Raw genomic sequence first — 21022 nt, forward strand, 5'->3', positions numbered from 1 at the left:
TTCTCCCCCTCGTCCCCCTGTGGAGAGAACACCCCCCCCCCCCCCCCCCCCCCCCCCCCCCCCCCCCCCCCCCCCCCCCCCCACCCCCCCACCCCCCCCCCCCCCCCCCCCCCCCCCCCCCCCCCCCCCCCCAAACACCCCCCCCCCCCCCCCCCCCCCCCGACGAGGTGGCGGCGTCGACCTTGTCTCCCTGGACAGCCCGAGCGCGGGCGAACGTCGGCCTGGCCGGGACTTGGCCCGCTGACTTCCGGTGATCCGATGAAGCAGCGGGCCCCTGGCCGGCGTCGCCCTCCCTTTCTGCTCGAGAGCGACTTCTGCTCGGGAGCGACGCCTAGCCGACTTCAGACCACCAGGACCCGGCGTCCGCGGGTGTGCCCCGCCTGGCTGTCGATGTGCGCCGCCGCGGCCTCGGTGAGCGTGTACGACTTCTCGACTGGTATGTGGAGCTTTCCCCGCGAGATGAGGTCGACGGCCTCGGCGAGCGCTTGCGGCACGCTCCCGGCCACGCCGGAGAATCGGACACCGAACTCCGGTGCGTCGAGATCGGCGATGGAGATCACCTTCTGCGCATCCCCGGTCAGCTCGACGAGCTCGCGGATCACGCCCGAGCCGGCCAGGTCGAGAGCCGCGTCGACATGGCCGAGCTCCCGCACCCGCGCGACCCAGCCCTCGCCGTACGTCGTGGCGACGGCACCCAGGCTCCGCAGGTAGTCCTGGTTCGCGGCTCCAGCCGTGCCGATCACCCTGATGCCGCGGTCATGGGCGATCTGCAGCACCGCCGATCCGACTCCTCCGGACGCACCGCTGACCAGCAGCGTCTCCCCGGACTGCACACCGACCTCGCGGATCACGCGCAGCGCGGTCTCCACCACGGAGGGGTACCCGGCCGCCTCTTCGAACGTCAGCCCCTTGGGCATAAGGGCCCAGGCCGACAGCACGGCGAACTCGGCATACGTGCTCGAACCTTCGCCGAACACGCGGTCGCCGACCTCGACCCCTTCGACACCCTCTCCGACCTCGTCCACCGTCCCGGAGGCGTCCAGCCCGACTCCGGACGGCAGCTCGGTCGGATGCGCTCCCAGGATCTGGCCTTCACGGATCCTCCAGTCGACGGGGTTCACGCCCGCCGCCCGCACGGCGATGCGTATCTGGCCGGGGCCCGCGTGGGGCTCCTCGGCGTCGATGAGTTGCAGGACTTCCGGTCCGCCGAACTCGGCGAAGCTCACCTTCTTCATGCGCCTCACCGTAGCACTAACGGATAGGGTTTTGTATTTGTTATGGAGACGCACCTGATAGCGTGAGCGCATGACCGTGCCGACCGGACGCCGTGAACGCAAGAAGGCCGCGACCCGCCAGAAGATCGCTGACGCCGCCCTGCGGCTCTTTCTGGAACACGGGTACGACGCGGTAGGCATCCGGGACGTGGCTGCCGAGGCGGACGTGGCCGTCACCACGGTCTTCTCCCACTTCGCCTCGAAAGAGGCCCTGGTGTTCGAACAGGACGAGGACTTCGAGCAACGCCTCACGCGCGCGGTCACCGACCGGGCGCCGGGCGAGCCGCTCATTCCCGCGCTGCGTCGCGAGGTCCAGGCCCTGGTGCACCACTGCACCGCGGACAGCGCCGCCCCGATCTGGCACATGATCGACGCATCGCCTGCCCTGCGGGAGTACGAGGAGTCGATGAGACTGCGCCACGCGGAGTCTCTGGCAACGGCCATCGCCGCCGACCCCGACCTGTCGCGGACCGCAACGGCCTGTCGGGCGATCGCGAGGTTCGTGATCGACGCCTATTCGCTGGCCCGCGAGGCGGCCGATCCGCAGGCCGCGGTGGACGAGATCTTCCGGATGATCGAGGCGGCCTGGAAGGTCACCTGCCCCTCCGTGCACTCCACCGGCACGGCCGGAACGTAGTCAGGACTCGGCCCCGCCCAGCGCCGTTGCACCTTCAACCGACCCCTCCGCGGAAAAGAGTGCGGCACACCTATTCCTCGGCCCTGCCGAAGGCCGGTCCTCAGCCGGCCGCGTCCACCTCGAAGGCCGGGTTGCCCGTCACCAGGCGGGCGTGGGCGAGCAGGCGCGCCTCGATCCGGGCCGCCGTCGTGGTGCTCACCAGCAGATCCATGGCGTAGCCGTCCTCGAGCGCGACGAAGGACCGGCCCACGTCCCGGGCGTCCCCGGCGAACTGGAACTCGCCGCGCTCCCGGCCGTGTTCGAGGACCTGCCGGTACAGGTCGGTCTGCTGCTCGAAGAACAGCCGGTGCGCCTGGGCGGCCGCGTCGTTGCGCAGCGCGAGCGGGAAGAGTTCGAACAGCAGCCGCGTGCTCTCCTCGCCCTCTCCCGGCCAGGGCACCCCGCTGCGGATGCAGGCCCGCAGCTGCTCCACCGGCCCCTCGGCCGCCGCGATCGCCTCCCTGCGGGTGCCGAAGTAGGTCGCGGCGCCGTGCTCGAACACCGCCGAGAAGAGTTCTTGCAGGTCGGAGTAGTAGTAGAGCACCGAGGCCGGGGTGACCCCCGCCTCCGCGGCCACATCCCTCAGCTTGACCGTCGTCGCTCCGACACGGACGACGGCCCGCCCGGCGGCGTCGATCAGCTGGGCGCGCCGTTCCACCTGGTTCCTCGGTCGGGGCATGGTCCACATGCTTGCACACCCGTTTTTCCCCGCCTCCGACCCATTGACCCTCTCCGGATTCGTTAACTAAATTTCGTTTAACTAATCCGACCCACACACCTGGTGCTTCATGTCGCGTCCCCTCCCCCTCGTCCTCGCCCAGGCCGCCCGGCGCCCCGCCGACGACCTGGACGGCTTCGCCGCCGATGTCGCCCGGCGCGTCCAGGGCCTGCCCGCGCAGCCCCTGGTCGTCTACCCCGAGCTGCACCTCGGCGGCGGACCGGGCGGCTCCGACCTGACCCCCGCGGAACTGCCGGAGGCCACCGCCGAACCGCTCGACGGTCCCCGTGACACCGCCCTCGCCCGGATCGCCGCCGACCTCGGCGTGTGGCTGGCTCCGGGCAGTTTCTTCGAACGCGGCGCGGACGGCCGTATCCACAACACCGCCGCGGTGTACTCGCCGGGCGGCGAGCGCGTCGCCTCCTACCGGAAGGTCTTCCCCTGGCGGCCGTACGAGACCGCCGTCCCCGGCGGCGAGTTCGTCGTCTTCGACCTGCCCGGCACCGGCCGCGTGGGCCTGTCGATCTGCTACGACGCCTGGTTCCCGGAGACCAGCCGCCACCTGGCCTGGATGGGCGCCGAGCTGGTGCTCAACTTCGTGCAGACCGGCACCAGCGACCGGGCCCAGGAGATCGTCCTGGCCCGCGCCAACTCCATCGTCAACCAGGTGTTCACCGCCAGCGTCAACTGCGCCGCCCCGGTGGGCACCGGGCGCAGCCTGCTGGTCGACCCCTCCGGCCAGGTACGCTCGCAGGCTCCGGCCGACGGCGACACCACCCTGACCGACGTGATCGACCTGGACGAGGTGAGCAACATCCGGCGGTTCGGCACCGCCGCCCTGAACCGCCCCTGGGAGCAGTTCCGGCCGGACGACCGGCCCCTGGACCTGCCCCTCTACCAAGGGCGCATCGACCCCGCCACCTGGCGCGGCCGCACCCGTACCGGCTACGGCCCCGTCCCCGCGGAGAGCACCCCATGACCGATCAACCCACCCGGATGAGAGGCGACCTCGGTCTCCTGTCCATCGTCCTGTTCGGCCTCGCGTACATGGCTCCGGCCGTCGTCACCTCGACCTTCGGCGTCATCGCCGTCACCAGCAGGGGCACCGCCCCCACCGCCTATCTGGTGGCCACCGGCGCCATGCTGCTGACCGGTCTGAGCTACGCCAAGATGGCACGGATCATCCCGTCCTCGGGCTCCGTGTACACCTACGCGCGGCGCATGCTCGACTCCCGCGTCGGCTTCCTGGCCGGCTGGGCGATGCTCCTGGACTACCTCTTCCTGCCGATGGTGGCCTTCCTGGTGCAGGCGATCTATCTGCACGCGCAGTACCCGTCGGTGCCCGAGTGGCTCTGGCTGGTGATCAACATCGTGCTCGCCACGGCGGTCAACGTCATCGGCCTGAAGGTGGCCGACAAGGTGAACAAGACCCTGCTGATCGCCGTCACCGGCTGTCTGCTCGTCCTCCTGGTGCTCTGCGTCCGCTACGGCCTCGGCCACGGCGGTGGCGCGGCGGCCGGACACGCCTTCTGGAACAGCGCCGCCAGTGTCTCCGCGGTCACCGCGGCGGCTGCCGTGGCCGCCTACGCCTTCCTCGGCTTCGACGCCGTCAGCACGCTCAGCGAGGAGGCGAGGGACCCGCGGCGCACCATCCCGCGCGGCATCGTCCTCACCGTGCTGGCGGGCGGCGTGATCTTCGTGGCGCTCTCCTTCGTGATGCAGTGGGCACACCCCGGAGGCGCCTTCGCGGACGAGTCCTCGGCCGGGTACGCGGTTTCCACGCTCGTCGGCGGCAAGGACTTCGCGGACGTCGCGAACATCGTCTCCATGCTCGGCGGGTTCGCCTCGTGCGTGGCCATCCAGGCCAGCACCAGCCGGCTGATGTTCGTCATGGGCCGCGACAACGTCCTTCCCCGTCCCGTCTTCGGCCGCCTGCATGCCAAGCTGCTCACGCCGGTGCCGAACGTGCTGATCGTGGGCGCGGTCGCCCTGCTGGCGACGAGGCTGACGCTGGCCGACGCCACCTCCTTCATCAACTTCGGCGCCTTCCTCGGCTTCACCCTGGTCAACGTGTGCGTCATCGCCCACGCCGTACGCCAGTGGCGCTCCGCGAGCCGTCCCCCGCTGTTCGGCTTCCTGGTCCTGCCGCTGGCCGGGGCCGCCGTGGACGTCTATCTGATCACCCAGCTGGGGTCCACCGCGACCCGGCTGGGACTGGCCTGGCTCGTCCTCGGCGTCGTCTACCTGGCCGTCCTCACCAAGGGCTTCCGCCGCCCCGCGCCCGAACTCGGTCTCGGCGACAAGGAGCCGACGACGGCCGTCGTCTCGTAGAGCGCGCCGTCAGCCGGACCGCCCGCGGGCAAGGCCCACAAGGTCCCCTGCCCGAGCGCCGGCGCACATCCTCTGCCCTCGTCCCCTCAAGTCACGACGGAATCCCGGATCGTCGGGTGGCAGCCCGCCCGGTGACCCCGCTACCGAGCAGGGCGCATCTCGGCCGCGGGGTTCCCGTCCGGGTGCCGAGCCGCCTGACGCCGGTCCAGGAACGTCAGCACGGGAGCCGTCATCACCGTGGTGACCAGGGCGACGACGACCAGGACGCCGAAGAGGGCCGGTGAGGCGATGCCCGCGCTGAGGCCGACGTTGATGGCAATGAGCTGCATCAGTCCGCGCGCGTTCATCAGCGCGCCCACCCGCAGCGCGATCTCCGGCGGCTCGCCCAGCAGCCGCGCCGCCGCCCAGCACGCCCCGAACTTGCCGATGATCGCCACCGCCACACAGGCGACGGTGAACAGGATCAGACCGCCACCGGACAGCAGTGTGAAGTCCGTGTTGAGCCCCGAGTAGGTGAAGAACAGGGGCAGGAACACGACGCGGCTGACCGGTGCGATGGCCGCCACGGCGCGGGCCACCACAGGGTCGCGGGGAAAGACCACGCCGAGGCTGAAGGCGCCGAACACGGCGTACAGGCCGATGCGGTCGGTGTACCAGGCGGCGAGGAACAGCAGGAGCACGGTGACCAGCAGCATGTGCTCCTCGGTCAGCCGTCGCGCCCGCTCCAGGGCCCTGGCCCGGACGCGGAGGAAGACGCCGAGGAACACGGCGAGCCCCACCGCGCCGCCCACGGCCAGCAGGAAGGTGTCCGCGTCGCCGCCCGCCATGCTCAGCACCATCGCCAGCAGCACCCATGCCACGACGTCGTCCAGCGCGCCGGAGGTCAGCGCGACCGAGCCGAATCGGGTGTCGGTCAGACCGCGTTCGGTGATGATCCGGGCCAGCATCGGGAACGCGGTGATGGCCACGGTGACCCCGACGAACAGCGCGCCCACCGTGGGCGAGACACCGTCCGGGTAGAGGTCCACCGATCCGTGCGCCGCCCAGGCCAGCCCGGAGCCGAGCAGGAGGGGCGCCACGATGCCGGCCGCCGAGACGGGGACCGCCGTGCGGCCCACCGACCGCAGCCGGTCGGTCCGGAACTCGTAGCCGGCCAGGAACATGAAGACGACGAGGCCGACCTGCCCGGCCACGTACAGCACGGGTCGCATCTCGTCCGGGAACAGGGATTTCTCCAGGCCGGGGGAGACGAGGCCGAGAACGGACGGCCCGAGGGCCACCCCGGCGACCATCTCCCCGACCACGGGCGGCTGGCCGAGGCGGCGCAGGAGCAGACTGACGAGACGGCAGACGGTGAGGATGACGGCCACGGCCAGGAAGAACGCCGGACCCATCTCGGTGGTGGACAACGATGACTCCCTGGGGGAGGAGACCGATGGAGACCCAAGGAGGCCCGCGCGGAGGGGAGGTCCACGAGGGCCCGTGGGGATGACGCCGTCACGCCCGCCGGACCGGGTACGGGCAGGCCGTGGGGCCGTGCTCCCGTTCCGCCCCGGTGCCCAGCGGGCGGCCCTCGGTGTCGTACCGGGCGAAGTACGTGCCGGCGGGCCTGGTGCGGCGGGCGTCCAGCACCATCCAGGTGCCGAGGACGAGTTGCAGCAGGCTGCGTCCGACGTCCTCGGCCCGGTCGCGAACGGCCAGCGCCGTGCGCAGCGCGAGCCTGGTGGCCCTTGAGCCGGGCCGCTCGCGGGGCAGCATCAGGCAGGGAGCGCGGTGGGGGATGGAACGGGTGTGCCCGACCGGCGAGTCGAGCACGTAGCGGGCCAGCACCTCGCGGGTCGCGGCACGCATCACGACCGGTGCGAGACGCCAGGCGGGACAGGGCCGGTTGGCGGCGACGCCGAAGGGGATGTGGTGGGCGTTCTTCGCGGACAGCGTCGCCCAGCGCTCCGGGTCGAAGCGCTCGGGATCGGTGTGGCCGGTGGCGTGGTAGTCCGGGTAGCTGAAGGTGAGGACGGAGCCCGCCGGGATCGTGGGCAGGCCGTCGAGCGCGATGTCGGCGGTGGTGATGCGGTGCGCCACCCCGAACAGCGGGAACAGCCGGAACGTCTCGTTCATGACGTACGACAGATAGCGGTCGTCGTCGGGCGTGTCCGCCACCTTCCGCTGCACGTCCGGGTGCTGGGCCAGGGCCAGCAGGAGATGGGCCATCGCCTCGGACATCTGGACCACGGCGGTGTTGAAGAAGGTGCCCTGCAGATAAAACGCCTGCTGGGGGCGGGTCAGACAGCCGGGCAGTTCGTGCGGCACGTCACCGGCCGCCAGCCTGCGCAGCAGATAGCGGGTCAGCCGGTTCCTGCGGCCCATGTGGCGCAGCCGGGTGCACTTGAGGGCGTCGACCACGTCGGTGGCGTTGGCGACGATCAGTCGCCGGGCCTCGGCCGGGCAGGGCTCCCGGAAGACCAGTTCGTAGAAGAACTCGGCCCACACCGGCATCATCAGGTCGCGCAGTCGCACGGTCCGGATCCGGCCGGTGTCCGCCGTCTCCAGGATGCGCCGGGTGGCCCTCGCCGCGGCGCCGTACAGCTCGGCCGACGGGCCGGAGAGGATGGCGAGCGTCCGCCGGGCCACCTCGTCGTAGCGGGGACCGGCCTCCAGATGCTCCTGGTGGACGTCGGCGCCGGGCGCGAGCCAGTACCAGAAGAGGTCGGACAGTGCCGCGCCCTTGCTGCGGCCCCCGGCGGCGGGGTGGCCGTAGACCTCCTGGAAGCGGTCGGCGCCGAAGACGGCACCGGGCAGCGGTATGCCCTCGTCGCCGTTGACGCGGGCGAAGACCTTCATCCGCAGGGCGACGACCCGGCCGGGCAGCCAGGCGGGCAGGGACAGCAGCAGCGCACCGCCCAGGGCCGTCACCGCCGTCGTCCTCCGGCTCACCATGCCGGTTCCCCCTTCCGCCGGTTGTGCGGGAACCCGCGCGCGACGACCTGGTCGGCCGTGAGGTCCGCGGGCCGGTGCCCGCCGCACAGGGCGAGCGCCTGCGCGAAGTCCGCGCGCAGCGCGCCCAGCAGCTCCGTCACCCCGTCCTCGCCGGCCGTCGCCAGTGCCCACAGCACCGGCCGCCCCACGCCGGCGGCGACCGCTCCCAGAGCCAGGGCGAGCGCGATGTCGGTGCCGCGGCGCACCCCGCCGTCCATGAGGACCGGTATCCGTCCCGCGACGGCCTCGGCGACGGCCGGGAGCGCCTCGACCGCCGCCGGAGCGGCGTCGAGCTGGCGTCCCCCGTGGTTGGAGACGAGCAGCGCGTCCACGCCCTGCTCGACCGCCGCCCGCGCGTCCGCCGGATGCAGCACGCCCTTGAGGACGACGGGCAGCTCGGTCAGGTCGCGCAGTCGCCGCAGATCGTCCCAGCCCGCCGGCCACATGGCGATGTCGCGGGTCCGGCCGGGCGCGGCACCGGGCAGGTCCCGCATGTTCTCGGCCGCGAGTCCGGGCGGCAGGTCGTGGAAGCCGTTGCGCAGGTCTCGGGTGCGGCTCCCGAAGACGGGGGAGTCGACGGTGACCACGAGGGCGGAGCAGCCCGCCCGTTCGGCCCGGCGCACGAGTTCGGCGGTGACCTCGTGTTCCGGCTGGAGGTACAGCTGGAACCAGACGACGGCCTCCGGGTCCCGCGCGCGGGCCGCGGCGACGACGTCCGTGACGGCGGTGGTGGCGGCCATGCCGGTGACCAGCGGGGTCCCGGTCGCGGCGGCGGCACGTGCGGTGGCCAGTTCGCCGTCGGGATGCGCGAGACGGTGGAAGGCGGTCGGCGAGACGAAGATCGGGGCCGGCCACTCCCGGCCCAGCACGCCCACGCCGGTGCCGGAGCCGGGGCCGCCGCCGCGCAGCACTCGGGGGAGCAGGGCCAGCCGGGCGAACGCATCCGCGTTCTCCCGCAAGGCCCTCTCCTCGCCCGCTCCGCCGGCGATGAAGTCGTAGTGCTCCGGCGGCAGTTGCGCGCGGGCCCGGCGTGCCAGTGCGGCCGGATCGTACGCCGGGCCCGTCCGCGGGCCGGTCACGGCCTGGGCGCGGCGGACGCTCCGCCGGCCGGGAGACCGTCCCCGGCGGACAGCCGGAGGGCGAGGAAGGAGGCGAGCGGGCCGACGTGGACGTCGGGGTCGTCCCACTCGTTCTCCAGGTTCTCCGTGAGGTGGTGTTCCGCGACCGGCTTTCCGGTGCCGTCCGGCAGGAACTGACGCACCACGGGGTGGAGATAGCGTGCGTCGAGGCCACCGGTGTCCCGCTGGGGCGTCCTTGCGACGGTGACGTCGAAGGGGTCGACCTGGTCGTGGTCGGCGCCGTACTCCAGGGTGACGGCGAAGTAGCCGGACACGTCCCCGAACTCGCCCCGGACGGCGGCCTCGTGCAGATGCGCCACCGGAACCTCCTCGCAGTACCGGACCCCGCCGTCGGTGCCGAGGAGCACCGCGTCGCCGAGGAACCCGAACAGCTGCCACAAGGCGGAGGTGCGATTGACCCGCGCGACGATCGCGTCGCCCACCGCGTCCGCGGTGGCGGGCAGGTCGGTGTGCGGCCAGTCCCGGTCGTGGTAACGGCGTTCGAGTATGCGGCTGAGCGACTTCACCCCGTACCGGAAACCGTGGATGAAACCACTGGTGGACTTCTTGAAGTCGCGTGACTGGGTGATGGTACCGGCGAAATACAGATCGGGCACGTTCACGGATTCCCACGCGCTGGTGAGCTGCGGGAACCGGTCCTTGACGACGAGGTCGGGACGGCAGTCGTCGTCGAATATCGAGGCGTCGAAGCGGAATCCGGTGGCCAGGATCACCCGGTCGTACGGGATGTCCTTCACCACTTCCTCGACGCGCGCGAACCTGACGCTCACCAGATAAGTTCCGTCCGGCTGTCGCACTATGCGCAGGATGTCGCCGTCCAGTACGGCGTTCTGCGATTTCAACTGATAGGTGTCGAGGAAGTTGTTGTTGACCGCGCGGAGATGTCCGACGAAGTGCGTGCGCCAGGCGAGTTTGAGGGAGCCGGGTCCGGCGACGTGGATGACGGCGGCGGTCTCGATGAGATTGTCGGCGGTCTCGAAGGCGGAATTTCCGCGCCCGATGACGAGGACGCGCTGGTCGGTGAAGTCGGCGGGGTCGACGGTCACCGTGTCGTAGCGTTCGGCCTCCTCGACGCCCTCGATGGCCGGCACGTAGGGCCGGGAGACGCCCGTGGCGACGATGATCCGGCGTGCCCGGATAACGTTGCCATTCTGGTCCGTCGCCGCGAAGAGGCCGTCCGCGGGCCGGGTGACGCGGGTGATCCGGGTGTCGAGGCGGATGCGCAGCCCCTGGGTCCGCGCGAAGTCCACCAGGTAGCGGACCATGTCGTCGGCCGGCGGGAAGTAGCGCGGGGAGTAGGCGGTGAAGCGCGGTCCGTCGTCCGACAGGAGGGAATTCCAGTCGACGCGCAGGCGCATTTCCGGATCGCTCCAGCCGGTGTGCACCTTATTGGACGAGATGAGTGTTCTATGTCGGGGAAAACGCGTGAAGAAGGCGCCTGGAGTGTCGCTCTGCTCCACGATGAGGTAATCCCGGCCGTTCTTTTCCAGGAAGTATCCGGCTTGGAGGCCCGCGGGCCCGCCGCCGATGACGAGATAGTCGACCTGCGTTAAAGCAGACATGGGTTCGTCCTGCCTTCCGTGGGGGCGGCAAGGACCTTACTTGATGATTAAAGCACTGAGCCAGACCGCCTCTGTGTGACGTAGGTCACTCGATTCTCTGGTCGGTGAATTCCATCCGTCGATTAACGTGAGGCGGGTTTGGCGGTCCGAGTGAGCCCATTCGCCGTTCGGCATGGTCGCTTTCCAGACATTCACGCCGTCTTTATGTCGGCTGCTTCCGGTCCAGAATGGAGACGAAGTGGACGAAAAGCCCGTGGGTCTCTTTCCGCAGGCGTTCATAGACGCCTTCCGCGATGCCCCCGACCTGCCCGCCTTCGAGCATGGGGCGCGCACGGTCACCCGCGGAGAGCTGCTCGACCTGACCGCCGGCTTCGTCCGGGGGCTGCGCACCGCGGGCCTGGCTCCCGGAGCCCGCGCGGCCCTCGACACCGGCGTCACACCGGAGGCGTTCGCGGTGCGCGTCGCGGCCCACCTCGCCGGCTGCCAGGTGATCGGGCTGCGCCCCGGACTGACCCGCGAGCACCTGCGCGACATCCTCGAGGGGGACATCGACGCCGTGGTGACCGACGACGCCGCGAGCCGCCCCGAACTGGCCGCCGCGGCGGGCCGGTCACGGCTCCTGGAGACCGGCGGCGCGCTGCGGCCCCCGAAGGGCTTCACCACCGCACCGGGCGACCTCACCCCCCGCGGCGACCGCGACGGCGTCGGCGTCATCCACCTCACCAGCGGCAGCACCGGCCGGCCCAAGGGCACGATGGTGACCTACGGGGCCCTCTCCGAGCACTGGGCCCTTCAGCCCGCCCGCTGGACCGACCGCGTCCGGCGCCTCGCGGCGCGCTATGAACGGTTCCTCCTCTTCGGCACCCTCACCAGCGCCGTCATGTTCGAGCACCTGGGCCTCGCCCTGCTGGCCGGGGGCACCGCGGTCATACCGCACCAGCCCCCGGTCTTCCCCGACGTCTTCGCCGACCTGCGCATCACGGCCTGCATGACCACGGTGCCGCGCCTGTACGGCATTCTCGACGCCGTGCGCGACACGGGCGCGGACACCAGCAGCCTGCGCGCCCTCGTCGTGGCCGGATCCCCTCTTGCCCCGCACCGGCTGACCGAGGCGGCCGAACTGCTCGGACCCGTGGTCTGCCACGCCTACGGACAGACCGAGACGGGCATGCTCACCCTCCTCGAACCCGAGGAACTCGCCGCCGACCCCCGCCTCGCCGACACGGTGGGACGCCCGCTCGACACGGTCGAGATGAGCGTGCGCGACGAGGACGGCCGCGACCTCCCGGCGGGCGGCACGGGCGAGGTGTGGGTGCGGGCGGCGGACGCGTTCTGTGGCTACTGGGAGGACCCGCGGGAGACCGCGGACGTCCTGCGCGACGGCTGGGTCCGCACCCGAGACCTCGGCCGGCTCGACGCGGACGGCTACCTCCGGCTGACCGGACGCGCGCGCGACGTCGTCATCGTCAACGCCATCGTGCACTACGCGGGCCCCATCGAGCGCGTCCTCGCCTCCCATCCCGACGTGGACCAGGCATACGTCGTCGGGGTCCCGGACGAGCGGACGGGCGAGGCCATCCACGCCTTCGTGGTCCCGCAACCGGGCCGCGCGCCGCAGGAGTCCGCGCTGCTCGAACTGGTGGCACGGACCCTGGGCGAGGCCGGCGTCCCGGCGGGCGTCAGCACCCTCACCGAGGTCCCCGTCGCGGCGAGCGGCAAGCCCGACAAGGGCGCCCTGCGGGCTCTGCTGACACGCTCCTGAACGGACCCGCGCCGCAAGGGCGGACGGCCGCGGTGCGACCGGCACGATCCCGGAGCGCGAGCGGTGGCACCCGCCAGGGCCGTGCGGATGGGAGCGCGAGCGGTGGCACCCGTCAGGGCCGGTACCGCAGGTCCGGTACCGCACGTCCGGGTCGCCACGACGACATGACCCGGATCGACGCCGTGGCCGACCGATCGCCCCGTTCACCCGAACAGGTGGTTTGGTGAGCTACGACGGCCTGCCCGCGTCCGGAGGCAGTGTGCTGGAGCGCGCAGGCACGTCCGGGCCGGGGACCACTCCGGCCGGCATGGCGACGGAGCCTGGTTCGAGAACTGGGGGACGACCGGTATGACCTCTTCTCAGGCCGACGGCCGCGGGCTGGACGAGCAGGCGGTCCTGCTCGTGGCCGGCCTGGCGGACCTGGCCGTCAGCACCGTGAGCTCCGCCCTCGGCACGGCACGGCAGCTGCTGCGCCGGTCCGACGGGCCCGACCTCGCACGCGACGCCCACCAGGATCTGCTGGCCCGCGGCCGCATCGCGCTGGACCGCTGCGCCGCCGCACCGCCCGCCCACCTGGAGGTGCTGGCCCAGCAGGCAAGGACACGCCGGACGGTGCCCGGCGGCGATGTCTGAGCGCTTCGACACCGCCGGGTTCAAGGCCCGTGTCGACTCCGTCCTGAACGAGTTCCTCGCCGAGGAGGCCGAGCGGCTCTGCGCGATCGACGAGGCGCTCGCTCCGGTGGCCGGGCAGCTGCGGGCGGCGGCCGAGCACGGCAAGCGGCTGCGGGCGGCATTCTGCTACTGGGGATGGCGCGCGGCCGGCCAGCCCGACAGCGATCCCCTCGTCCGCGCGGCGGCCTCCATGGAGCTGGTGCACGCCGCCGCGGTCGTCCACGACGACCTCATCGACGACAGCCCGCTGCGCCATGAACTGCCCACCGTCCACGTGGCGTTGCGGGCCGCCGTCACCGGCCGGCCCCGCGTCCGGGCCGCCGCCCGCGCGCTGGCCATGCTGGTCGGCGACCATCTGATGGCGCTGGCGGGCCAGTTGTTCGCCACCAGCGGTCTGCCCGCCGCCTACCTCAGCCGCGCGCGCCCGATGTGGGGCGACCTGGCAAGGGAGTTGATCGCCGGCGAGTGCCTGGAGATCCTCCACACCGGCGGGGAACCCGACCCGCTCGTGTCGCTGAAGGTGGTGCGCTACAAGACCGCCAAGTACACGGTCGAGCACCCCCTGCTCATCGGTGCGCTGCTCGCCGGTGCCGCCGCCCGGCTGCGGGCCGGTCTGTCCGAGTACGGGCTGCCGCTGGGCGAGGCGTTCCAGCTGCGCGACGACCTGCTGGGCCTGTTCGGGGACCCCGGCCGCACGGGCAAGGCGAGCCTGGACGACATCCGCGGCCGCCGGCCCACCGCGCTGCTGGCCGTGACCTGGCGGGACGCCCCGCCCGACCAGCGCCGGCGACTCGCCGGAGTGCTGGGCCGCCGGGACCTCACCGCCGAGGATCTGCGCGAGGTCCGCCGGCTGATGACCGACCTCAAAGCCCCCGATCAGGTGGAGGACATGATCGCGTCCCGTGTGCGGGAAGCCGTCGGCAGCCTGGACGCCCTCGACCTGCCGCACCCGGCCCGCCGGGCCCTGACCGAGCTCGCCGGCTCGGCCACCGACCGTCAGTACTGACCAGATCACCCTCGCCCGCCCGACCGCCCTCACCGGCCCGATCACCCCTCACTGATCCGCCCCTCCGCACGACGGCCGACCCTCGTAGCCGAGCGGCTCACCGGAAGGACTGCCGACATGACCTGCACCGATGCCTCCATGGACGCCTTGCGCCAGTCGGGGGACGAACTCGCCGACGCGGTGGTGGCCACCTTGTTCGAACGGGGCGAGGTGGGCACGTTCAACACGCTGATGCGCTACGTCTCCACGGCCGGCGCCCCGCTCCCCGACGGGCTGCCCGACGTCGCCCGCGAGTACCTGCGGGCCACCGCCGCGCCGCCGGCCTGGGTGGACTGGGGGGAGATGGAGAAGGCCCGGCTGTTCTTCATCGACAACAACGTGCACATCTCCACCGCGCTGTCGTTCGCCTCCATGCCCGCCTGCTACGTCGTCCCCCACGTCGCGAAACTGCTGTCGGCCACCCACGGACTGGACTATCCGTCCAGGCGGATGGCGGAGACCGGCCAGTTCACCGTCTACCTCATGCAGCCCGATGCCTTCGAAGCGGGCGGCAAGTTCGTCCCGGCCGCGCAGAAGGTCCGTCTGCTGCACGCCTCCATCCGCCATCACCTCAGGCGGGAGGACCGCTGGGACGCCGGGGCGCTGGGCACGCCGATCTGCCAGGAGGACATGATCGGCGGGCAGATGTTCTTCTCCCTGCTCGTCCTGGACAGCCTGCACCGCCTCGGCATCCACATGAGCGTCGAAGGGGCGGAGGCCTACTACTACGCCTGGCGCGTCGTCGGCGCGATGCTCGGCGTCGACCAGGACGCCGTCCCCAAGACCCTGGAGGAGGCCAGGCAGTTCCTCGACCTGTACATGATCCGCCACATGGGCCCCTCGCCCGAAGGCGCTCACCTGACCCGACAGCTGATCGACCTCTACGAGGAGGTCGTCCCCGGCACCTTCTTCGACCCGATCGTCTCCGCGCTGATCCGCTACCTGATCGGCGACACCTGTGCCGACTGGCTCCAGGTCCCGCGCACCGCCTGGGACACCGTGGTCAAGGCCGCCCCCAGCCTGCTCGGCGTGCTGGAGACCATCGAGGACCGGTCCCCGCTGGGCGCCTGGGCCCTGGACCGCCTCGGTCACCTCACCACCATCTTCGAACTGTCCTCCCTCACCCGTGGCCGCGTCATGCACTACGCCATCCCCGAGCAGCTGAAGAAGGACTTCGGTGTCACCGGCACCGTGCCGCGCACTCGCCGCTGGACACCGCCCGCGCCGGCGGTCGCGCCTTGACGGCCCGTCGAAAGCACGTGTCCCGCTCTCCGGGACACGAGGCTCGGCGGGAGGGGCGACGACCGCGCACGGGGATCACCGGCGTCCGTGCGTGCCCGCCGTGGGAGTGAACGGATGGGCGTCGGCGGGCTGGGCCGCGTGTTCCGGCCGGACCGGCCGTAGCCTGCGACCATGACCGATGCACTGACGCGGAGTCCCGACGACGCCTTCGAGATGCTGATGTCCGGCAACCATCGGTTCGTCACCGGCTTGCCCGAGCACCCCAACCAGGACGCCGCGCGCCGCGCGGAGACGGCACCGGCCCAGAGCCCCTTCGCGGTCGTGTTCGGGTGCTCGGACTCACGGCTGGCCGCCGAGATCATCTTCGACCAGGGCCTGGGCGACCTGTTCGTGGTCCGCACCGCCGGGCATGTCGTCGGTGCGGAGGTGCTGGGCAGCATCGAGTACGGGGTGAGCGTCCTGGACTGCCCGCTGGTCGTGGTCCTCGGCCACGACTCCTGCGGGGCCATCGCGGCCGCCCGCGCCGCGGCCGACGGCGGCAGGGCGCCCGCCGGCTTCGTCCGTGACGTCGTCGAGCGGGTGACCCCCAGCGTCCTGGCGGCCCGCGCCGCCGGACGGAACCAGGAGGAGGACTTCCTCCACGAGCACATCCGGCACACCGTCGGCCTGTTGCTGGACCGCTCCCGCGTCCTGGCCGAGCGGGTGGCCGCCGGCCGCGTCGGCGTGGCGGGCCTGTCCTACCGGCTGGCCGACGGCAGCGCCCACCTGGTCTCCTCGCACGGCCTGAGCGGGATCACCGTCCTCGCAGGGTGAGCCCTCGTCCGGTCCCCGCCGAAGCCGCCTGCGTGTCCGCCGTCAGCGCGGCACACCGGCGCGGCCCCTCGACACCGCCGCCCGGCAGCCGGACACCGAGGGCGACATCCGCCACCGCAGCCACCTGGACGGATCAGTGGGCCCGCAGCCCACGGTCGACTTCCGGTGTCCCCACGACTCCCCCTCGCCGCCCTCGGCCGGACCGCCCAGCCGAGGCAGCAGTCGCGCCGCCATCCGCAGCGGTACGTCCGCGACGTGCCGGGGAGCGGACGCCCCTCCCACACCAGGGCCGAGGCCACCGCGCCCAGCCGGACGCCCGTGCGGAAGGCGCGGCGCAGCGCAGCGAGCGCCGCGGTCAGCGGGCAGCGCGCGTCCCGTGCCATGGGCGAGCCGGCCGCGGACAGGGCCGGGAGGCTGCCCGGTAGCGGCGAGCACGGCGGCCCGCTCGATGCCATACCGCCGCCACTGCCACGACGCCGCCGACAGCACGACGACGCCGAGCAGCAAGTGCAAGTCGGAGCCGTCCTGACTCACGCCCCGCAGTGCGCCGATGCCCCCGATCGCAGCGGGCACGAGGGCCGGACGCTGGTTCGCGGATGCTCTCTTCGCGAGCATGGAGGCGGCGGGGGAGCGGCCGGGGAGGACGGCGCAGGCGTCGCTGTCCGCCCTGCTCGACGAGGACGGCGCGACCGTGTCCGATCTCGCCCGCCGCATGGGCGGGACCCGGCGGACGGCCCGTCAGGCATGGAGACGGGACTGCTCGAACAGGTTGCCGCCCCAGCGTCCGAGCGCCGCAGGCTGATCCGCGGCGCGGCCTGACCGCCGACCGGCGACGACCGCCGCTCGTGGCCGCCCTCTGACCGCCCCGCGTGCTCCGAGCGGCCTCGGTGGTGTCCCGCACTTCCTCTCCCTCTCCGGCCTCACCGTGCTGAACGCCGTTACGAGCCTCAGGGGTTGCGGGTTGTGGCGCCCCAGGGCGGTACGGAGCGAGGTCCGCCATCCGACGTGCCCAAGGCTCCCCGCCGGATTCCGGCCGGTCCGGTCAAGGGGGCCGTGTGTTCGGCGGACCAAGGGTTCGACCCAAGTCCGTCCCGGACAACCCCAGTTCACCGAGGTCGACGTCAGCCGGTCAGGCGTCCGGTGGGCCCCGGCCCCGGCCGCTCCACCAGCACGTCGGCCACCCGTACCGCGAACTTCGGTTTCAGAAAGTGCTGTTGGCCTCGTTGACACTCCGGGAGCCCAGGCGTTTCACTCGACACCTGTGTATGGCAACGTTGTCAGGCCGCCGGTCGAGACGCCCGGCACCGAGGCCTACACCGACGCCCTGCCCTTCGGCACATCAGCACCTGTGCGATGCACGAAACGCTGCGGAGGCAACCGATGGTCCGACCCCGACGTTCAACTGCGCCACGTGATCGAAAGAGATTCCGCCAACGCCTGACCCTGATCTCCGTCCTGGGCCTCGCGGCATTCCCGCTTCCGGCGATCGGGGGCGCGTACGCCGCGAGTGCCGCGCCGCCGGCCCTGGTGAAAGATCCCGCGTCCCTCGTCAACCCGTTGATCGGCACCTCCGGAGAGGTGGACACCTTTCCCGGCCCCGACATGCCGGCCGGCATGGTGCAGTGGGGTCCGGACACGACGCCCGACCGGCCCTCGGGCGGCGGCTACGAGTACGACGACAAGAAGATCTCGGGCTTCAGCCTCACCCATGTCTCAGGACCCGGCTGCGGTGTCGCGGGTGACGTGCCCGTCCTTCCGGTGACCGGTGCGCTCTCCGGCAACCCCGGCAACGCGTCCGTGGGCTTCAGTCACGCCGACGAGCGGACCGGCATCGGGTCGTACGAGGTCACCGACGCGAACGGCGTCACCACCAGGCTGACCGACACCACCCGAGCCGGCCTGGGTTCCTTCACCTTCCCGGCGGGCAGTCAGGCGAACCTGCTGTTCAAGCTCAGCGGTGGCGCCACCCAGGTGGACGGGACCCGCGTCCAGGTGGTGAACAAGAAGGAGATCAAGGGATCCGTCGACAGCGGCCACTTCTGCGGCGCGAAGAACCGGTACACCCTGCACTTCGACATCAAGTTCGACCAGCCGTTCACCGGCAGCGGTACCTGGGTCGGCGGCACCATCAATCCGGACGCCACTTCGCTGAAGGCGGGCGAGGTCAGGCAGAGCGCGCGGCCGCATCCGTCGAAGCGGCTGAAGGAACAGCACTTCACCGTGCCCGCGGCTCCCTCCCCGACCGTGCACGGCAGCGCTCGTACACCCTCCGGTACGCCGTCCCCGGCCCCGAGCACCGGCGCCACACCTTCGCCGTCGGCCACGGGCAAGACCACCCAACCGCCCACCTCGGGTGCGAACGGGATGTACCTGACCTTCGACACCTCCGCGAACCGCACGGTGAAGGCGAAGGTCGGCATCTCGTACACCAGTGACGCGGGCGCGGCGGACAACCTCACCACCGAGATCGGGAACTGGAACCTCGACGCGGTGGAGCGGGCGAACCACGACGCCTGGAACGCGGTGCTGGACAGGATCCGGATCGGCGGTGGCACCAAGGACCAGCAGGTGCAGTTCTACACGGCGCTTTACCACGCGCTGCTGCACCCCAACGTCTTCTCGGACGACGACGGCCAGTACATGGGCATGGACAACCAGGTCCACAAGCTGGCCAGGGGACAGCGGGCCCAGTACGCCAACTACTCGGGCTGGGACACCTACCGCTCCCAGACCCAGCTGATGGCGATGGCCGAGCCCAAGGTCACCAGCGACGTCGTCACCTCGATGCTCAACGGTTACGACCAGACGGGCCTGCTCCCCAAGTGGGCCTCCAACAACGGCGAGAGCTACGTCATGGTCGGCGACCCGGCGGCCGGCATCATCGCCGACGCGTACGCCTTCGGCGCCCGGAGCTTCGACACGGACAAGGCCCTCGCGGCCCTCCGGCACGAGGCCACCGCCCCGAACAACGACCGCCCCGGCGAGTCGGTGCGGGACGCCAAGGGCTACCTCCCGCTGGACGAGAAGGACTACGGGTGCTGCAACTTCTACGGCCCCGTCTCCACCCAGCTGGAGTACGACTCCGCCGACTACGCCCTCGCCGCCTTCGCCAAGTCGCTCGGTGACAAGGCCGTTTACCAGAAGTTCGCCACCCGCGCCCAGGACTGGATGAACGTCTTCAACCCGCAGACCGGGTACATGCAGGCCAAGGACGGGGACGGCCGGTTCGCCGCCGGGTTCACTCCGGGCACCTCCAACGGCTTCGTCGAGGGCACCTCGGCCCAGTACACGCCGATGGTCCCGTTCAACCTGAAGCAGCTCATCCAGGCGCGCGGCGGTGATCAGGCGTACTCGTCCTACCTGGACAGCCTGCTCGACGACATCACCGACCCCGGCGACACCGACGCCAACCTGAGCAACGAGCCCAGTGTGGAGATCCCCTGGGAGTACGACTACACGGGTCAGCCGTGGAAGACCCAGGAGGCCGTCCGCGCCGCCCAGCGGGACCTGTACTTCAACGCCCCGGTCGGCTCGTTCGGCAACGACGACCTCGGCGCGATGAGCTCCTGGTACGTCTGGTCCGAGCTGGGCATGTACCCGGAGACGCCGGGCACGGACACCCTCGTGCTCGGCAGCCCGGCCTTCCCGGTGGCGCAGGTGACGCTCGCCGGCGGCAGGACGGTGCGGATCAACGCGCCGCAGGCGGCGCCCGACGCGCCGTACGTGCAGTCCCTCGACGTCAAGGGCAAGGAGTGGAACGCCCCCTGGCTGACGTACGGGCAGTTCAAGGGCGCGGGCGCCCTGGACTTCACTCTCGGCACCCAGCCGGACAAGTCCTGGGCCTCCGCCCCGTCGGCGGTGCCGCCGTCGGACACCACGGGCGGGGACCGCGTCCTGGCGGCCGCGTCCGGTCCGGCCGGCGACGGCCTGGTGCTCCAGCCGGGCGCCTCCGGTGACGGCACGCTCGGCCTCACCAACCTCGGCGGCAAGGACGTCACCGTCGACTGGAAGGCGACGGCGCCCTCGGGTGTCACGCTCGAGTCGGCGTCCGGCTCGCTGAAGGTGCCCGCCTCGGGCAGCGCCGAGGCGAAGGTCCATGTCACGGCGGGCACGAGCGAGGGGACGTTCCCCGTCGCCTTCACGCTGACCGACCACGACACCGGTGCGGCACTGGACGGCGCGGCCCTCCGGGTCGCCGTGGCCAAGGCCGGGGAACTGTGGCCGTACGACACCAACGAGGGCATCTACCCCGACGGCACGACCTTCACGGGCGGCTTCGACAACGGCGGCTGGGCGTTCTCCCAGAACGCGCTGTCGGCGGCCGGCGCCACGAGCGGTTCCGCCCTCACGGTCGACGGCGTCTCCTACACCTGGCCGGCGGTGGCGTCCGGACAGCTGGACAACCTGGAGATGGCCGGCCAGACCATCCCGATGCCGGCCGGGACGTCGGGAGCGTCACTGGGCCTGCTGGGCACGGCGACCAACGCGCCGACCGACGGCAGCGGCGTCTCGGGCACGCTGACCGTCACCTACACCGACGGCACCACCGCCAAGGCGGTGGTCGGATTCTCGGACTGGACGCTCAACGCCGGTTCCACGAAGCCGATGACGGGCGACACCACGGCCGTCACGACCGGATACCGCAACACCGGCAGCGGCGGCCGGGACGGCGTGAAGACCTATGTCTTCGCCACGAAGGTCCCGCTCGACGCGGCCAAGCAGGTGGCCTCGATCACCCTGCCGGTGACGGGTTCGTCGGGCAGCGACCACCTGTTCGCCTACGGCTTCGGCCGGTGAGGCCCGGAGGGCGCT

16 protein-coding genes are annotated in these 21022 nt (G+C 71.7%); 10 read left to right on the forward strand and 6 right to left on the reverse strand.

The window, feature by feature from the left end; translation table 11 throughout:
* Positions 1–341 precede the first annotated feature (341 nt).
* Positions 342–1235 carry an NADP-dependent oxidoreductase gene (locus ACZ7EC_RS23745; protein WP_471065445.1) on the reverse strand — a complete coding sequence of 298 codons (894 nt, stop codon included), beginning with the start codon at positions 1233–1235 and terminating at the stop codon, positions 342–344.
* 70 nt (positions 1236–1305) lie between these two features.
* On the opposite strand from ACZ7EC_RS23745, the gene ACZ7EC_RS23750 reads away from it, so the two are divergent.
* Positions 1306–1911, forward strand: a complete 606-nt coding sequence (locus ACZ7EC_RS23750) for a TetR/AcrR family transcriptional regulator (protein WP_471065447.1) — start codon at positions 1306–1308, stop codon at positions 1909–1911.
* A gap of 100 nt (positions 1912–2011) precedes the next feature.
* Here the strand turns inward: ACZ7EC_RS23750 and ACZ7EC_RS23755 are convergent, their stop codons facing one another.
* Complete coding sequence (locus ACZ7EC_RS23755; protein WP_471065449.1) at positions 2012–2629, reverse strand: TetR/AcrR family transcriptional regulator; 618 nt, start codon at positions 2627–2629, stop codon at positions 2012–2014.
* Between the two features lie 109 nt (positions 2630–2738).
* Here ACZ7EC_RS23755 and ACZ7EC_RS23760 point away from each other — a divergent pair, with 109 nt between their 5' ends.
* Positions 2739–3647 (forward strand): carbon-nitrogen hydrolase family protein, encoded by a 909-nt coding sequence (locus ACZ7EC_RS23760; protein ID WP_471065451.1) that lies wholly within the window; start codon positions 2739–2741, stop codon positions 3645–3647.
* Positions 3644–4999, forward strand: a complete 1356-nt coding sequence (locus ACZ7EC_RS23765; RefSeq protein ID WP_471065452.1) for an APC family permease — start codon at positions 3644–3646, stop codon at positions 4997–4999. Before ACZ7EC_RS23760 ends, ACZ7EC_RS23765 begins: the two co-directional genes overlap by 4 nt.
* 140 nt (positions 5000–5139) lie before the next feature.
* Here ACZ7EC_RS23765 and ACZ7EC_RS23770 read toward each other — a convergent pair whose 3' ends face one another.
* From ACZ7EC_RS23770 to ACZ7EC_RS23785, 4 genes are all read right to left on the reverse strand, one after another.
* Positions 5140–6408 (reverse strand): cation:proton antiporter, encoded by a 1269-nt coding sequence (locus tag ACZ7EC_RS23770; protein WP_471065453.1) that lies wholly within the window; start codon positions 6406–6408, stop codon positions 5140–5142.
* An 88-nt stretch (positions 6409–6496) separates the two neighbouring features.
* The gene (locus ACZ7EC_RS23775; protein WP_471065455.1) at positions 6497–7936 is read right to left on the reverse strand and encodes a cytochrome P450; all 1440 of its coding nucleotides are present in this window, start codon (positions 7934–7936) and stop codon (positions 6497–6499) included.
* A complete protein-coding gene (locus ACZ7EC_RS23780) occupies positions 7930–9054 on the reverse strand; it encodes an alpha-hydroxy acid oxidase (RefSeq protein WP_471065457.1) in 1125 nt (374 codons plus the stop codon). Before ACZ7EC_RS23780 ends, ACZ7EC_RS23775 begins: the two co-directional genes overlap by 7 nt.
* The gene (locus ACZ7EC_RS23785) at positions 9051–10676 is read right to left on the reverse strand and encodes an NAD(P)-binding domain-containing protein (protein ID WP_471065458.1); all 1626 of its coding nucleotides are present in this window, start codon (positions 10674–10676) and stop codon (positions 9051–9053) included. Before ACZ7EC_RS23785 ends, ACZ7EC_RS23780 begins: the two co-directional genes overlap by 4 nt.
* A 238-nt stretch (positions 10677–10914) precedes the next feature.
* Here ACZ7EC_RS23785 and ACZ7EC_RS23790 point away from each other — a divergent pair, with 238 nt between their 5' ends.
* The 7 genes from ACZ7EC_RS23790 (at position 10915) to ACZ7EC_RS23820 (ending at position 21007) form a co-directional block, all read left to right on the forward strand.
* Positions 10915–12438 (forward strand): class I adenylate-forming enzyme family protein, encoded by a 1524-nt coding sequence (locus tag ACZ7EC_RS23790; protein ID WP_471065459.1) that lies wholly within the window; start codon positions 10915–10917, stop codon positions 12436–12438.
* A 348-nt stretch (positions 12439–12786) separates the two neighbouring features.
* A complete protein-coding gene (locus ACZ7EC_RS23795) occupies positions 12787–13071 on the forward strand; it encodes a polyprenyl synthetase (protein WP_471065461.1) in 285 nt (94 codons plus the stop codon).
* The gene (locus tag ACZ7EC_RS23800) at positions 13064–14116 is read left to right on the forward strand and encodes a polyprenyl synthetase family protein (RefSeq protein WP_471065463.1); all 1053 of its coding nucleotides are present in this window, start codon (positions 13064–13066) and stop codon (positions 14114–14116) included. Before ACZ7EC_RS23795 ends, ACZ7EC_RS23800 begins: the two co-directional genes overlap by 8 nt.
* Before the next feature lie 117 nt (positions 14117–14233).
* Positions 14234–15397, forward strand: a complete 1164-nt coding sequence (locus ACZ7EC_RS23805; protein ID WP_471065465.1) for an oxygenase MpaB family protein — start codon at positions 14234–14236, stop codon at positions 15395–15397.
* A 171-nt stretch (positions 15398–15568) separates the two neighbouring features.
* A complete protein-coding gene (locus tag ACZ7EC_RS23810; protein ID WP_471065467.1) occupies positions 15569–16210 on the forward strand; it encodes a carbonic anhydrase in 642 nt (213 codons plus the stop codon).
* A 550-nt stretch (positions 16211–16760) separates the two neighbouring features.
* The gene (locus ACZ7EC_RS23815; RefSeq protein ID WP_471065469.1) at positions 16761–17012 is read left to right on the forward strand and encodes a hypothetical protein; all 252 of its coding nucleotides are present in this window, start codon (positions 16761–16763) and stop codon (positions 17010–17012) included.
* Between the two features lie 725 nt (positions 17013–17737).
* Positions 17738–21007, forward strand: coding sequence for a GH92 family glycosyl hydrolase (locus tag ACZ7EC_RS23820; protein ID WP_471065471.1), 3270 nt, complete (start codon positions 17738–17740; stop codon positions 21005–21007).
* The last annotated feature ends 15 nt before the right edge of the window (positions 21008–21022 follow it).

This window comes from Streptomyces sp. NPDC037203 (genome assembly GCF_055605065.1).

Excerpts from the sequence above, each read along its gene's own strand:
- ACZ7EC_RS23745 (WP_471065445.1), bottom strand. The coding sequence starts at position 1,235 with ATGAAGAAGGTGAGCTTCGCCGAGTTCGGCGGACCGGAAGTCCTGCAA.
- ACZ7EC_RS23750 (WP_471065447.1), top strand. The coding sequence starts at position 1,306 with ATGACCGTGCCGACCGGACGCCGTGAACGCAAGAAGGCCGCGACCCGC.
- ACZ7EC_RS23755 (WP_471065449.1), bottom strand. The coding sequence starts at position 2,629 with ATGCCCCGACCGAGGAACCAGGTGGAACGGCGCGCCCAGCTGATCGAC.
- ACZ7EC_RS23760 (WP_471065451.1), top strand. The coding sequence starts at position 2,739 with ATGTCGCGTCCCCTCCCCCTCGTCCTCGCCCAGGCCGCCCGGCGCCCC.
- ACZ7EC_RS23765 (WP_471065452.1), top strand. The coding sequence starts at position 3,644 with ATGACCGATCAACCCACCCGGATGAGAGGCGACCTCGGTCTCCTGTCC.
- ACZ7EC_RS23775 (WP_471065455.1), bottom strand. The coding sequence starts at position 7,936 with ATGGTGAGCCGGAGGACGACGGCGGTGACGGCCCTGGGCGGTGCGCTG.
- ACZ7EC_RS23785 (WP_471065458.1), bottom strand. The coding sequence starts at position 10,676 with ATGTCTGCTTTAACGCAGGTCGACTATCTCGTCATCGGCGGCGGGCCC.
- ACZ7EC_RS23795 (WP_471065461.1), top strand. The coding sequence starts at position 12,787 with ATGACCTCTTCTCAGGCCGACGGCCGCGGGCTGGACGAGCAGGCGGTC.
- ACZ7EC_RS23800 (WP_471065463.1), top strand. The coding sequence starts at position 13,064 with ATGTCTGAGCGCTTCGACACCGCCGGGTTCAAGGCCCGTGTCGACTCC.
- ACZ7EC_RS23805 (WP_471065465.1), top strand. The coding sequence starts at position 14,234 with ATGACCTGCACCGATGCCTCCATGGACGCCTTGCGCCAGTCGGGGGAC.
- ACZ7EC_RS23810 (WP_471065467.1), top strand. The coding sequence starts at position 15,569 with ATGACCGATGCACTGACGCGGAGTCCCGACGACGCCTTCGAGATGCTG.
- ACZ7EC_RS23815 (WP_471065469.1), top strand. The coding sequence starts at position 16,761 with ATGCCCCCGATCGCAGCGGGCACGAGGGCCGGACGCTGGTTCGCGGAT.